The 15,402-nt window shown below is 46.2% G+C and carries 9 protein-coding genes and 1 tRNA gene; 3 read left to right on the forward strand and 7 right to left on the reverse strand.

The window, feature by feature from the left end:
• Positions 1 to 357: 357 nt before the first annotated feature.
• The 4 genes from ACZ48L_RS11515 to ACZ48L_RS11530 form a co-directional block, all read right to left on the reverse strand.
• Positions 358 to 445, reverse strand: a tRNA-Ser gene (locus ACZ48L_RS11515).
• 96 nt (positions 446 to 541) lie between these two features.
• Positions 542 to 1,357 (reverse strand): TatD family hydrolase, encoded by an 816-nt coding sequence (locus tag ACZ48L_RS11520; protein WP_025792738.1) that lies wholly within the window; start codon positions 1,355 to 1,357, stop codon positions 542 to 544.
• Positions 1,358 to 1,399: 42 nt separating this feature from the next.
• Positions 1,400 to 2,374 carry a polyprenyl synthetase family protein gene (locus ACZ48L_RS11525; RefSeq protein ID WP_025792736.1) on the reverse strand — a complete coding sequence of 325 codons (975 nt, stop codon included), beginning with the start codon at positions 2,372 to 2,374 and terminating at the stop codon, positions 1,400 to 1,402.
• 57 nt (positions 2,375 to 2,431) lie between these two features.
• On the reverse strand, positions 2,432 to 3,229 hold the full coding sequence (locus tag ACZ48L_RS11530) for an energy transducer TonB (RefSeq protein WP_025792735.1): 798 nt from the start codon (positions 3,227 to 3,229) through the stop codon (positions 2,432 to 2,434).
• A gap of 150 nt (positions 3,230 to 3,379) precedes the next feature.
• Here ACZ48L_RS11530 and porQ point away from each other — a divergent pair, with 150 nt between their 5' ends.
• A complete protein-coding gene (porQ, locus tag ACZ48L_RS11535) occupies positions 3,380 to 4,324 on the forward strand; it encodes a type IX secretion system protein PorQ (RefSeq protein WP_036868811.1) in 945 nt (314 codons plus the stop codon).
• A 160-nt stretch (positions 4,325 to 4,484) separates the two neighbouring features.
• A complete protein-coding gene (gene cmk / locus ACZ48L_RS11540; RefSeq protein WP_025792734.1) occupies positions 4,485 to 5,174 on the forward strand; it encodes a (d)CMP kinase in 690 nt (229 codons plus the stop codon).
• Between the two features lie 30 nt (positions 5,175 to 5,204).
• On the opposite strand, the gene ACZ48L_RS11545 is transcribed toward cmk, so the two are convergent.
• Positions 5,205 to 6,194 carry a virulence RhuM family protein gene (locus ACZ48L_RS11545; RefSeq protein ID WP_025792732.1) on the reverse strand — a complete coding sequence of 330 codons (990 nt, stop codon included), beginning with the start codon at positions 6,192 to 6,194 and terminating at the stop codon, positions 5,205 to 5,207.
• Positions 6,195 to 6,750: 556 nt separating this feature from the next.
• Positions 6,751 to 11,148 (reverse strand): choice-of-anchor J domain-containing protein, encoded by a 4,398-nt coding sequence (locus ACZ48L_RS11550; protein WP_464722057.1) that lies wholly within the window; start codon positions 11,146 to 11,148, stop codon positions 6,751 to 6,753.
• A 51-nt stretch (positions 11,149 to 11,199) separates the two neighbouring features.
• Here ACZ48L_RS11550 and ACZ48L_RS11555 point away from each other — a divergent pair, with 51 nt between their 5' ends.
• Positions 11,200 to 12,126, forward strand: a complete 927-nt coding sequence (locus ACZ48L_RS11555) for an IS982 family transposase (protein WP_006045714.1) — start codon at positions 11,200 to 11,202, stop codon at positions 12,124 to 12,126.
• Positions 12,127 to 12,697: 571 nt separating this feature from the next.
• On the opposite strand, the gene ACZ48L_RS11560 is transcribed toward ACZ48L_RS11555, so the two are convergent.
• A complete protein-coding gene (locus ACZ48L_RS11560; RefSeq protein WP_242401774.1) occupies positions 12,698 to 15,319 on the reverse strand; it encodes a C10 family peptidase in 2,622 nt (873 codons plus the stop codon).
• Positions 15,320 to 15,402 lie beyond the last annotated feature (83 nt).

Genomic DNA, 15,402 nt, shown 5'->3' on the forward strand with positions numbered 1-15,402 from the left:
CTTATATGGCAGTAAACCATCAAAGAAAAACCGTAAAGATATTTCATACGCCCACATTCCCCCTCCAACCCATCGCAGAAACAGCCCTCCCAAAACCGCATCCGCCCACCTGCCCCAACTCACTGACCTCGTTACACCTCCTGCTTTACAACCTTTAGGATAAAAGAAGTTTATCCTTCCCTGTAACACCGCTCATAAAACAGAACCAGATCCCACTTCCTTTACTATTTCATTGATTGCTATGGTCGGAAAAATCTGCAATAATTCCGACCAAAAAAAGGTTAAAATGACAATATAGTAGACAACGAAAAAGCCCCTAAGCCATTATGACTTAGGGGCTTCATACACCACATTTCGCGGAAAGAGGGGGATTCGAACCCCCGAAACGCTTTAGGCGTTTACACGCTTTCCAGGCGTGCCTCTTCAACCACTCGAGCATCTTTCCTTATAGATTCCCATGCAGTAAGGACTGTGAGGGGCTCTAAAAAGTTGTACAAAATTAGTTCTTTCCTTTTATAATTCAGTAGTAACGCAACAGATTTTAAACTTCTTTAAGGAACACCCTTGCCACATTTTCATTCGTCCGTCGTGCTATTTCTGCCTCATCAACACCGTAGCTTTGGGCAAGTGTGCGCATCACTTCAACAATGAAAGCACTCTCATTGCGCTTCCCACGATGAGGAACGGGCGCCATGTAAGGGCTGTCTGTCTCAAGAACAATACGGTCTAAGGGTACTGCTGCAGGCAGATCTTCGCACAGATGACTGCTCTTAAACGTTGAGACACCACCTATTCCGAGGCAGAATCGGTCGAAACGGAGGAAGGCTTCTGCCTCCTTTTGGTTGCCCGTAAAGCAATGGAACACACCGCCAGGCAGCTCTTTCTCATACGGACGCATGATGTGTAGCATCTCATTCTGTGCCTTCCGACAGTGTATCATCAGTGGTAATCGGGTCTCAACGCTCCACTTTACCGCCTCTTCAAAGGCTGCCAACTGCTCCTTTTCATACTCACGTGACCAATAAAAGTCGAGCCCCACCTCGCCAATAGCAATGAAAGTCTCACCCGGTTGGGTTCTTCCTTCACGCTTACGTGCGATGGATTCCATCAGTCGACGGTGCATCTTGGCAAGCACTTCCTGCCAGTCGGCACGTACTTCTTCGGGCTGTAAGCCAATCATTGGGTAACAGGTGTCGGGAAAACGGCGACATACTGCCAGCACCGTGTCCACAGAAGGGAGGTCGATAGCAGGTATAAATATCTTCTCAACCCCTGCTTCTCGGGCACGGGTGATCACTTCTGGAAGATCTTCCTTGAAGTCTTCAACATCTAAATGTGCGTGTGTGTCGATTATCATTGTTATAAAAAGAGAGCTTGAAGGGGCTGGGGTGAGGCTTTTTTAGCGTTGTCTGTTCAGCAATCTGACGGCATAAGCCTTCATTTCTGCCTTACGTTCTTCGGGTAAACTGACATCATTAAGATACTTACTTGCCACCTCAAAGTAATGATTTATCTTATCCTGTGCCAGCTTATCTACACCTATCTTATTATATAAAGCCGTCACTGCAGCCACCTTTTCATCACGGTTGAAGTTCTCACATGCCACCCATCGCTCCAGTTCTTTGCGCTGTTTAGCATCCGCTTTGTTAAAGGCATTGATGAGCATGTAGGTCTTTTTGTTCGAAGTAATGTCTCCTCCAATTTTCTTTCCGAACACTTTCGGATCGCCATAGACGTCAAGATAATCATCTTGAAGCTGGAAAGCAAGACCTATTTGTTCACCAAACTTATATAATTTGTCGGCATCTTCCTTCGGTGCATCAGCCAGAATAGCTCCAGTTTTCATAGCACACGCCAGCAGAACACTCGTCTTGAGGCGTATCATCTCAATGTATTCCTCTTCCCGAACATCGTTTCTGTGCTCGAACTCCATGTCATATTGCTGTCCTTCACCTATCTCTAACGCCGTCTCAGCAAACAAACTCAACACCTCATGCAGGTGTTTATCACCGCAACGTGCCATGCGTTCGAATGCCAAAACAAGCATAGAATCACCTGAAAGGATGGCAGTATTAGCATCCCAACGCACATGAACAGTCTGCTGACCACGCCTAAGTGGTGCGTCATCCATGAGATCATCGTGCAGAAGTGTGTAGTTATGATAGGTCTCAAGGGCACATGCCGGAGAGAGAATGGTCTCTGGATCGTCCTTAAAGAGGTTGTATGAGAGCAGCATCAGCGTTGGTCGGATGCGCTTTCCACCCAGTTCCAACACGTATTTGATGGGTTCATACAGGCTTTGTGGCTTACGATCGTAAGTCAGATTATTGATATATGCGTTTACTTTCGCGAGTATTTCGTCAGCAGTATACATTGATAAAAGTGCTAAAAGATTGTTTTATTCGTTCGTTATTATCCCCACAGACCTCGTCTATGAGAGCTTGAAGACCACTGGTATCTCCACCATTGAGCGGCAAGGCTTGTTCTTTGCGATGCCAGGTTTCCATGTTCCCATTGTCTTCAGTACGCGAAGTACCTCGGCATTGAGCACCGGTACCTTCCCACTTCGGATGGTAACGTCGCTCACAGAGCCATCAACATTGATGATAAAGGTGATGTTCACCGTACCAGAAAGTTGGTTTTCCTTCGCAGAAGCAGGGTATTGCAGGGTCTTTGTGAGCCATTTCATGAACTCAACCCAGCCCCCTGGGGGTGTAGGAGTCTCTGAAAGAATACGCTTACTGACCTTGTCATCATAGCGTTCCACCTCCACTTGCGACGGGTCATCAGTCATTTTCTCCGTCACTTTCTTCCCATCTTCTTTCACTTTAGGCGGATCTGGCAGCGTATTGATGGTCGGCATGATGATAGGGACATCACTAACCTGTGGCGCAGCAGTCTTCTTATCATTTGAATTCATGCTTCCTGCATCGTGCGGAGTAACCTTATTCGGTGTGTCACTACGCTTAAGATTCAGCATATCATCCACCGTTGGCTTCTTCTCATCCTTCGTTTTGGCAAGGTTCTGCTGGTCAATGGCAGGTAACATCTCCATGTCGTGGAGTGTGACATCATGCAATGAACGCTTCGTATTGCTGTCATCATCAGTCCCAGAGCTGTTATATTCCATTGCAACAAAGAAGATAGACAGTGCCAGAATGACTCCCAAGAGGAAGCCAACCCACCGTTTGTTCTCCAAGTCTGCCCTATTTGACTTCTTTATTTCCAATATAAGATACTAAACAATAGCAAATACCGTTATACTAATCACTGTGACTTATCAGACAAAAGACCGTCTGATGCACAGAACTTCAGAAGACAAAAGTAATAAGATATTCGGAAAAAGATGTATCTTTGCCGAGAAATTAATTTAGATTAGATGAAAAAAGTCGTTTTAACCCTCCTCACTCTGCTGCTCGTTATGGGCACAAAGGCACAGGAGAGTCAGACTGAATATAATTTTCTTCGCCTCCCTGTGAGTGCGCATGCGGCAGCTTTGGGTGGTGAAAACATTACGATTATTGAGGATGACCCTGCCCTTATGTTCTCTAATCCAGCCCTTGCATCGTCCGTAAGTGACAATACTGTGGGGCTGAACTATATGAATTACATGCACGGAGCCAACTACATGGGTGCTTCTTACACCAAAGCGCTTGGCGAAAAGGCCACGATTGCGGGCGGAATACTGTACATGAACTACGGAAAGATGAAGCAGGTGGATGAGAATAACGTACAGACGGGAACGTTCAACGCCAGCGATATTGCTCTGGAAGGAATCTTTTCGTATGAGCTGGCACGCAATCTCGTGGGTGGTATCACGGCAAAATTCATTACTTCTTACATCGGAAACTACAACTCAATGGCTGTTGGTGTAGACCTCGGATTGAACTGGTATGAGCCTGAACGCCAATGGTCAGTGTCTGTTGTAGCAAAGAATCTCGGTGGACAGGTCAAGGCTTACGAGGAAGATTACGGTAAGATGCCGTTCGATCTGCAACTTGGTGTGAGCAAAACCTTTGCTGCTCTGCCCGTCAGAGTGTCTGCAACACTCGTTGATATGACGCATTACAACTATCGTTTCATCAATCATCTCAACCTTGGAGCTGATGTTTTGCTCTCTGATAACATATGGATTGGTGGCGGATACAACTTCCGTAAGTCCGACGAGATGACCATTGGCAAAGGCGATGACGCCGGTGCACACGGTGCAGGACTGAGTCTTGGAGCAGGAATCAACCTCGAACGCTTCAAGCTCAACCTTGCTTACGGCAAGTATCATGCGACAAGTAGTTCGATATTGGTCAACTTAGCCTATTCATTTTAGCATCTTTCAGGACTTTCGAAATTTACTGTAATATTACAATAAATTTCGAAAGTTCTTTTATTCTACCCCTTCTCAGTCTGCATTCTGCTTTTTTTTACTAACTTTGTGGTCATCCTAAAGAAGATGACATATAACATACTATATTAATAAGGTATACAGAATGAAGAAAATAACCATAGCCATTGACGGCTTTTCATCATGCGGTAAGAGTACGATGGCAAAGGATCTTGCCAAGGAAATAGGCTATATCTATGTTGACACGGGCGCTATGTACCGCTCGGTAACGCTCTATGCACTGCGTCATAACCTCTTCAATGCCGACGGAAGCATACGGGAGGAAGAGCTGAAGGCACAGATGAAGAATATAAACATCAGCTTCCAACTGAATAAAACGACAGGTAAACCCGACATTTTCCTCAATGGTGAGAACGTGGAGAAGGACATCCGAAGCATGGAAGTATCGTCACACGTTAGCCCCATCGCCGCCTTACCTTTCGTCCGTGCAGCCCTCGTGGCACAGCAACAGCGCATGGGAGCAGGGAAAGGAATCGTCATGGACGGTCGAGACATTGGTACGGTGGTCTTCCCAGATGCTGAACTGAAGATCTTCGTAACGGCATCTGCCGAGGTGCGTGCCCAACGTCGGTATGACGAACTGAAGGCAAAAGGAATGGAAGCGAACTTTAATGACATTCTGAAGAACGTTGAGGAACGCGACTATATCGACTCTCATCGCGCCACTTCTCCACTCCGCAAAGCACCTGATGCGATCGAACTCGATAACAGCAACCTCACCATTGCGCAGCAACAGCAGTGGCTTTACGAGCAATATCGTAAGGTGGCAGAATGAGCCATTAGCCTTTTTGCAGGTCCAATTATCTTAACCCTTCAGACGTTTCATCTCCTTATCAAAGTCTGAAAGGTATTCAATATCTTGTTTACGGCGGAATGTTTCATACTCACATTCCGCCTTTATCTTTGCTTCTAATGCTGAAACACTCCCCGGACCATCTAATATTGGTCTGCCAGCAACCGTTAAAAAGCCATCCAAAAGATTACTCCAATCCTTCATTGTCATGACAATTTGCTGCTCTGCACGGTCTTCAGCCAAGTCAAGATAAGCAGAAACGAGTCTATTGATAGCTGTCATATGCTTTTGATTGAGGTAGTTCTTAGCTATAACTACGTCTGATTTCATTATTTTACCGTCAGGTGCATGTCTCCATGTCGTCAATCCCATATGTGGTTGGCTGGCATCAGCGTTGTCATATATAATCTCAGCTGCCGTCTTACCAGATATAGCCCAGTGTAATTTATTCTGTACTGATGCAAAGAAACGTTTTGTTTCTAGTGCATGCTTGTCATAATCTACTGACAAAGCATAAATATCTGTGATTTTTTGATAGAACCGGCGCTCACTGGCACGTATCTCTCTGATATCTTCAAGTAAATCTTTAAAGTAGTCATGTCCAAACTTTTCGCCTTGTCTCAACCTTTCCTTGTCAAGGACATAACCTTTGGTAATAAATGTATCAAGTGTCTTTGTTGCCCATTGACGAAATCTTGTAGCCTGCTCAGAGTTAACTCGATAGCCTACAGCAATGATGGCTTCCAAAGCATAAAAAGCTACATTGCGCTCCACTTGTCGGTTTCCTTCTGTTTGAACTATCCGAATTTTCCGGATAGTTCCCTCTTCAGAGAGTTCTTTTGAGCGGAAAATATTCTTTAGATGCTCATTTATTGTACGAACATCTACAGAGAATAGCTCTGCCATTCGCTTCTGAGTCAACCAAAATGTACCATCTTCATAGCGCACTTGAATACTGACCTTACCATGATCGTTACTGTATAATAAGATATTACTTTCCATAATCTTTTAGATATTATCATAACACTATCATATCTAACCATAGTGTCCTAAGTTATGCTTGGCATGCGTTCTTTTATCATTTGGCTAATTAGGAAGCTTCAATATTCAAATGACTTCAACTATAGGCAGCCTTCAAGGAATATGCAAAGATAAGTAAAAGTCTCTATATCTGTATTTTTTTAGTGATTATTTCTCCTTATTCCACCTGTTTTTATGTCGTTATATGAATATTGATTCTTACAACCCTCGATAACAGCAACCTCACCATTGCGCAGCAACAGCAGTGGCTTTACGAGCAATATCGTAAGGTGGCAGAATAAGGAAGAATAGGTAATATTGTAAAAGAATATACAACACGCAATTCAAAAGAGGCTCTTTTGGATTGTAAAAAACGCCCTTTTGCGTTGTAAAAGATGCCCTTTTACCATGCGAAAGGGCGTCTTTTGTTTTCTAATAGTGAATTTGTTTTACAATAAAACTTCCCCATCTCCTTTGCAGGGGGTGGGGAAGCGGGGTTAAGTTTTTAATGGTCAATCGGTTTTTTGGCTATGTCTGATTATTTAATAATCGTTTTCTTACCATTGATAACATAGATGCCTTTGGCAAGTTTCTGTAGGCTTCGTGCAGCCTTCAATACTTGTTTGCCATCGAGGGTATAGACATCATAAGTAACGGGAGAGGTGCCATCGAGGCTCTGGATACCCGTGGTGACAGTGAGCATAACGGGCTCTGACTCAGCGCCATCAGCATAAACGGCAGTCACACTGTACTGATGATTCTGTCCGTCGTTGGCTATCTCGTTGCTAAGGGTGGTGTAGGTTTTGCCTACATAGGTGCCATCCCGATAGATATTGTACAAGATTGGACCTGTACCCGACTCAAAAGTGGCATCGTCAACCATGAAGACAAAGACGTTATCTTTCTTTGTTATGTGGTGAATAGCAAAGAACTTTGTACCCTCAGGAACGGTCACTGCCACCTCAGTCCATTTACCTGAACCCTGCACATGTGTGTCTCCGACCTTCTTGAAGGCAGCAATCTCGTTGTTCGTCATTGAGGTAAGCACATCGAAACTTTCCGTTCCGTAGTTTCCGTCTTGTGCTGGGAGATTGTTCACCCAGAAGTGTATGGTCTGTGCTTTTCCTGACAGTTGCGGACTGATGAGCCAGTTGTCAGCATCAATATAGTCGTTACCCATGTTGTCAACCTGGTAGATTGCGGCTGCAGCCTTCTCTCCTGAGTGTGGCAGAACATTGCTGTCAGCGCCCTCGAAGATATCAGCTGGTTCCCAATTGATGAATGCGAACGCCTCACCTTGGTGGTTATACTGTACTCCATCGACGAGATTTCCTGCGAAACCATGGTCGTTATCAACCGTTGTCCATGCACCAAAGCTGGTTCCCCAAGCCTCATATTGCTCGAAGTCATCGTTAACATCGGTTGTTGATGAGGATGGTGCATCCCATGAAAGCTTCATTGTTGCGGCTGTATTGTCCACAACACGCAGGTTCTGAGGCGTAAGTACGTCGGCTTTCTCCAGTTTCATGCTCTCTTCAGCAGTGTTGTTTTCTGGGTCATAGTCGTCCTCATAGTCAACAGTTGCCTTGATATTCAGATTGTCCGAAGCCTCAAGACTCGTCGTTTTGTAGTCTACGTTGAAGGTCTCATCTTGTAGGAGAGAGAGCGTTTTCGAGAGTTCTAACCCCATGATGACCTTATCATTGGCAGTCAAAGTGACCTTTGCATGTTCCATTTTCTCCATTCCAAGGTTGGTAACCTTGACCGTTAGATGTGCCGTCTGTCCCTTTTTCACCTTCTCAGGTACTGACAAATCAATGCTTGCATCCCTCTCTAATGGGTCAGCAATGTTGATATTGTCAATGAAAACAGGGTCGTCCGTGATGACATCAGCCTTTCCGATGATGCGCATGAGTACGTAATCTTCACCTATCAGTTCGGTAGGAATGTCGACAACCTGGGTCTTCCAAGCCCCATTTGTTGATGGAACGGTATTCGTCCATAGTAGTTCTGTGACTTCACCGTCCTTCTTTTCGAATCGTATTTCCACCTTTTCTTTTGGTGCTCCATCACCTCTATAGTCGAAGATGAGCTTCGGACTCGTTGCCCCTTGTAGGTTCATCTTACCACAAAGGATGGTTGAGACGCCAGGTACAGAGGGTCGGAAGAGGAGTGAACCGAAGTCATTATCGGATGAAACATCGTTGGTTACGGTCCATGAAGCATTCTTGTCAGACCGCTCCAGACCTATGAACAGGTTCTCGATGGTTCCATTCTTGAAACTGTTATGGTACGGAATGGCGTAAGGACTACCAATAAGTACGGTCCCAGCAACCCAGTTACTGAGTCCGGAAGGGTTCTCGGCGATGATAGCCCAGCGCTGATAGCGTTGTTCACCCTTGTTAGTATTGAGTCCGGTGATGGTAAATTCGGTCTTACCCTTTACCGATCCGACCTCTTCATCAACCCTTCCTTCCTCGGTGATGTTGTGGATTCGGTACGTAATCTGCTCTGGAAGGATGACGCCATTGTGCACACCAGCTGGCACATCCCACCTCAATTGAACTGAAGTAGTCTGATCCTTAGCTTTTACTTTGCCCATTACAGGTACGTCTTGTCCTACATAAACCGTGACAGAAGCTTTCTCTCCGAAGTCGAAACTGTTGTAGGCTATGATGTCATAGGTGTTCTCTCCGCTCGCAGCAGCATCATCCGTAACCGTCAGAACACTGCCTGGTGCGGGGTTCTCGATGGTCTTTACGGTGCGTTTACCATTGAGAACGACCATCTTAGTGATGTTTGTCAGTGCCGAACCATCGATGGCTTTCGTTGGAGCATGGAAAGAAATGGTAGCCTTAAGAGCTGCTGTTGCGTCAGGGGTAGCCGTCAGCTGGGTAGCGGCAGCAGGTGCTTTCGCCTCTGCAGCCCCCTCAACAGCGATGGAGTCGAGGACAATCATGTATCTGTCAGGAGCCGAAAGGGCATGGAACCCGATGCAATAATCACCGTCAACAGTGGGCTTTAAGGTACCAGAATAGGTCTTGAGGTCAGCCCCTTTGATGTCAGTAGCAGGAAGAAGCACGCCCTTCATGGCATCAATCGTCTTCCCTTTGCCCCATAGAACCTCCATACGTTCATCGAAATCCTTCAACCCTGCGGCAGCTTTGAACGATACTTTGTAGGTCTTTCCTTGCTTCATTTGTATCGGAGGAGTCATCAACCAGTCGTCAGCAGTATTCTCTTTGCTGAAGTTATATTGGTATTGCCCACCCTTGGCAGCGCTCCATTTCCAGGTGCTTTGGTCCTTGTTGTTATCTATAACGGTGTAGAGGTCGGCACTGTTAACCGTCGACAGGTCATCGAAGAACGGCACATTGAGCGCATTACCAAACACTTCACCATTGGTTGTCACCTTAACGCTGCGCTTATCTCTATTGATTGCCTGCACAGAATACGAATAAGCTGACAGTGAATCCTTGTGAATCACTTCGCTGAAGTCTGTTACTGACAGTCCTTCAGCCACTGTCTTGCTCTGTCCGTTGACGTTTCGGATGACGTCATAGGTGAGTGTTCCGAGGTAACCCTTGTGTGTTCCTTGCAGCGGTTTGTCCCACTTGAGGCTGACATTCCCCGTCTCGTCAAGGTTGAACGACACGTTCCTGACTGCCTCTGGGGTGTCATAGCCAACGTAGGTAGTGATCTTACTGCGCGGACCAGTGCCTGCTTCGTTTGCCAGAAGGACCACGAAATTGTTAAGACCTTCGCCGACTGTGATGTCGAGTGTGGCTTGCTTGCCAGCTCCGATGCTACCTTTCGCAATCTCTTTCTCGTTGGCATAGAGTGTATAAGAGACGTTACCCGTGAGCGAAGAGCCGTCAAACGTCTTGTCAGGTGCCGTAAACTGGAACGTACCCTGCAGCTTCCCGTCCTTGAAGTCAGCCTTCAGACCGCTTGCAGCAGCTGGTGCAGCAGGAGCAGTAGGCGTCTTTGGGAAGGTAAGAGCCATGAGTGAAGCCTCCGTTGAGTAGCCTCCTACGGGCGTAACCTTTCCGTTTTCAAGGTTGATCGTATAGAGTTGGAACTTCCCGTCCCTGTCTGTTGATGCCCAGAAGAACTCATTTGTGCGTGGATCAAACTCTCCACTCTGTGTGAAGTATTGTCCATTGTTATCGGAAACCACCACTCCCGTGGAGCCTTTCAGCGTCTCTGCACCCGTCGTACGGTCAATCTGATAGAAGTCACCTTCCTTCGTTACACCGTATGCAAAGCCGTCATTGGCGATGCCCAAGGCTACATATACGTGTTGTGCAGGGGCTATCGTGGTGCGCTTCAGTGTGGTATAATCAATCACACCCCACTCATGTCCATTCAAATCAGGAGCATAAAACTCACCGAAGATCTCACCCGTTACGGGGTCTACAGCCGTCTCTGTGGCAGTCAGACTGAGGTCGTTTACCTCTACAGGCTGGTCAATGAGCTGCCATGTTTTGGTGTCGTAGGCATAATATTTCAGTTTTATGACGCCCAGACTCGCGTAACTCGTGTCGAGGAACATACCATGCAGGATGCCATCAACAAGTCCACTTCCTGCATTGAAGTAGCCATTATAGAAGGAAGAGAGGCTCTCGAAGTTGATGTTTGCAGTGGGATGGAAGGCGTACATGCCCAGTAAATCGTCCGTCAGGAGGTTTCCCCACATCGTGAGTGACGGGTTCACGCTTACCAGGTTCTTTGGGGTTGCCGTCTGAAGGGGAATAGAAGCTGCGAAGAAAGGAGTCTTTTCGCCCCTTGGCAGTGTCTTTGCGAGCAAGGTGGGGAACGTCTTCAGCAGGTTGGTTGTTGGTTTTTCCGTTTTCTGTCGTGGCAGATTTCTGGATGGATAACGTACGCGAGTTCGGGATAAGAAAAGGCTTGAAAAAGTTGGTAATCTCGTCAAAAATTCGTATCTTTATAGGTGAAAATCAATAGATTACAAGATTTTTGAACGATGATTACCAAGGACAAAGTTACTGAAATTTTCTGTATAATCGACGAGTTTGATAAGAATTTGAGTGCCGAATTAGCGAAAAACCTGCGTCTACCGTCCCATAACAGTGACGGCAAACGCTACCGAAACCGCAAGGGCAGACTCTCGGAAAGTGAGATTATGACCATTTTGGTATGCTATCATTTCGGCGCATATCGCAATTTCAAGGAGTATTATTTGAATTGGGTCAAAGGGGTGATGCGTCAGGATTTTCCCGACGCGGTTTCCTATAACCGCTTCGTTGAACTCATGCCAAGAGTGTTCTTTAAGATGATGCTGTTCATGAAGCTCTATGCCTTCGGCAAGTGTACGGGTATAACATTCGTTGACAGCACAATGATACCCGTATGTCACAATGTACGACGATATTACAACAAAGTCTTTGCCGGCCTCGCCAAGGACGGAAAGGGTACCATGGGCTGGTGTCATGGATTCAAGCTGCACCTGCTATGCAATGATTCTGGTGAAGTGATAACGTTCTGTCTTACAGGAGCAAATGTGGATGACAGAGATAGCAGGGTATGGACGGTATTTGCAAAGGTCTTATTTGGGAAGATCTTTGCTGATAGAGGGTACATCAAGCAGGAACTCTTTGATAGTCTGTTCAGTCAAGGTATCCAACTCGTTCATGGGCTCAAGGCTAAGATGAAGAACAAACTGATGCCTATGTGGGACAAGATTATGCTGAGGAAAAGATACATTATCGAGTGCATTAACGAACTACTCAAGAACAAAGCCAACCTTGTTCACTCAAGACACCGCTCGATACACAACTTTATCATGAACTTGTGTTCTGCCCTTACAGCATACTGCTTCTTTGAGAACAAGCCAGAGGCACTGCCAGTGTATGTGGAAAAATCAAGGCAGTTGGAACTTTTTTCATACTAAACTTATCCCGAACTCAAGTATAACGTGGTGTTCTGTTTACTGGCAACACTTGTGCAGATGCTGAAAATACTGCCATGGTTGCAGTAAACAATGCAATCAGCTTAGTAAATCTTTTACTCATATTTAATGGTTTTAATTAATAGAAAGGTCGTTTCAGCGTTCATGATCGATTCATTCACAAATATATGAAAAGTCCGTGATGGACGCAAACACTTTCAGTCATTATTTTATGTCTGTTGAATAATTTTGTTATGGGGTTCAAACGACGGAGTCTCCGTGTGTGAAGAAGGATCCTTCTGTTATTATGAAATATCTTTACGGTTTTTCTTTGATGGTTTACTGCCATATAAGTGATTATGTGTTATTTTCGGGTTTGTAACCTTTTGGAATACAAGAGGTTACAAAGAGGGTTGTAAAAGGTGCCCTTTTGCACTGTAAAAGATGCTCTTTTGCATGGTAAAAGGGCGTCTTTTACCATGCGAAAGGGCGTCTTCTGTTTTCTAATCGTGAATTTGTTTTACAATAAAACTTCCCCATCTCCTTCTCAGGGGGTGGGGAAGTGCTTTTTGAGTTATTTAACTATCAGCTTCTTACCATTGACGAAGTAAACGCCCTTGGCAAGGCCTTTGAGGCTGGTTACACCCTTGGCAACACAGGTACCGTTGAGGCTATAGACATCAAAGGTAGCCGTTGTCGCATTGCGTGATGTGCTGTTGATGCCGTTGGCAGTAGACTTAACGGTGAGAACGGCAGGAGAATAGTTGAACTTATAGTTCTTTGCTTCAGCTCCACTCACCTCAATGGTGTACTTACCTGGTGCATCGAAGGTAGTAATCGTCTTGCCTTCGCTGTCTTTAACGGTGAAGACTGGCTCCTTGGTCAGTGTGACTGTCGTCTCATTGTTCTGCAGACTGTCCACGGTATATCCGAATGTTGGCGTCTGACCGGTCTCTATCGTCACGTCCTTAGCATGCATTTCAGCCAATGCTTTCTGCACAATGAGGAAGCCATTGGAGAACTCCACTTGCTCTTCCGTTATCGTTCCGCGCTTCACAACGATGGTATATCTACCTGCAGGAGAGGTCTTTGTAGCCTCGCATGTCAGTTCTGGCGTACCTTCAACATAGTCGCCCTTGAGCTGCCAACCGAACTTTGGATTCTCACTTCCGTATGGACGAACGGTGCTGCGAGCCTTTACTGTAGTGCCAAACTCAACAATGTCGAAGTCCTTCCACTGTGCATTGCGCTTGTAGAGGTTCTTTGTTCCAGAAGGAATCTGCAGTTTCACCTCGCTCTTGCTGATGTCTGTGAAGGCATTACGGCCCAATGTAGGTACTGTCTTGCTGTAAAGACGGATGATAGCGAGGGCGTTATTGCCAGAGAAAACCTGGTCACCAATGGTTGTAATGGTGTTCGGGAGGACAATCTTCGTCAGCTTACTGCATCCAGAGAAAGCATAGTCATGAACCTTCTTGATGCCCTTTGCCACAGCATAGTCGCCCTTGTTGTTTGGCAGAACAGCGATGACCTCAGTCCCATCGGTTGTTGTCAGCGCCTTACCATCAAAGAGATAGCTCTTGTCAGCACCTGTTGGGATGTCTAAAGAGTCGAGTCTGCTCAGTCTTCCGAAGGCTCCATCGCCGATGGAAGTGATTGTTTTCGGTAAGATAAGGTTACGTATTGACCTGCAATTGAAGAATGCCCGCTCAGGAATCTCATTGTCTTTCGTTGTCAACTCGCGTTTACCGTCAACGATATAAGGCTCTCCACCGCTTACGATAACGGCATCGCTGAGGTCGAGTGTAGCCAAAGAGCTGCGCTGAATAGTCCCGTCTGCATTGTTACCAGCTATCTGGCGGATGGTACGGAGGTCGGAAGAGTTGATCTTACCATTGACCTTCAACAGAGAAATCATACTCTTTGTGCTGTCAGCAATGAGTGTGTCGAGTGTTCCAGGAGTCTCAACTGTGACGGTATCCTGCACGAGTTCAGCCTTTTCACCTTCAAGACCGATGATCATATCCTGGTCATCTGAGAACTTCATTGATCGTGGATTGAGGAGTGCAATGTCATAGAATCCGTCGGCAGAGCCTTCCCATCCCCAGTTGACCCATACCTTTCCGGCTTCATCATATCCACAAATGACGAAGGCATGACCACCGTTCTTGAGGTCAACACCCGTATATAGGATGGCACGACGCTCATTGAGCTCGTTGTATACGATGTCCATCCATGCCTTTTCGGTGTATCTGCGGCGCTTCAACATCTGTATTGTCTCTGGGAAACCGAAGTTTCTCTTTAGTCCTTGGCAGGCATTCTCGGTGAAAGTTCCCGAACCATCGGTGGCATAATTCATGTCTGCTGCCACACCACAGTCCAACATCAGTCTGGCAACAGCCTCACCTTGCTCCTTAGAGTAGTGTCCTCTGTAGCTGTCTATCATGTTTCCCCAGTCGTAAACACTCTCTTCATAGTTGACAGTTAACTTCTTTTTGCTGCCATCAGCCTGCTTTACGTTTACGGAATGGGTCCCAATGCCATGCTCAGGCCACCCAATGTAATACAGGATCTGCGCCATTGCGGTGGCAACACACCCCGTTAAGGTTCGTCCAGTGCTGCCATATCCTTGCCAACTACCCGTTCCTGACGTTGTACCTTCAGGACAAAGGTCGTTGTAAGGCTTCTCTTGTCCCCATCGAGCAGTGAGGAATGACGGTATTTCAGCCGCATATTTGCTCTGGTCGGGAGGTACCATGGTGCGTGGTTTACCAGATTTCACAATGTCTTTGATAGCCTCTTCCGCTGCCGAGAGGTACCATTTGAAGTTCTCGTTGTTTGTGTTCTTGTCGAAAACCGTGTTTGAATAGGCGATGACATCAGGCAGAAGGTCATCGTTACTGACGATGACAAAGCCACCATTGTCGTATCCCATGACTGTGAAAGCCTTGTTTGCGAGGAGCGCTCTGGGCTCATCTTTACTTGCACGTGTCGTCATCAGCGTTGGTGATTGCTTGAAGACTTTGGCTGCTATGGCTTTTATGGCAGCCTTAGATCTCGGTGCTGCCGTTACTGTGAGTGCTGCTGTGAGTGTGAATAGCAGTCCTACAAATAATCGTTTCTTGAAGTCCATAATATCGTATGGTTGTTTGTTATGTCTGGCTTCGGTGTCTTTAGCACGCTGAAAGATAATCATTGTCCGGTGACAAGCCAGCTTTTCTCTTACTTAATGTATATAAAAACACAGATACGGAACCGCAACCCTTGTGAGGCTCCGGC

This window comes from Prevotella histicola (genome assembly GCF_055385135.1).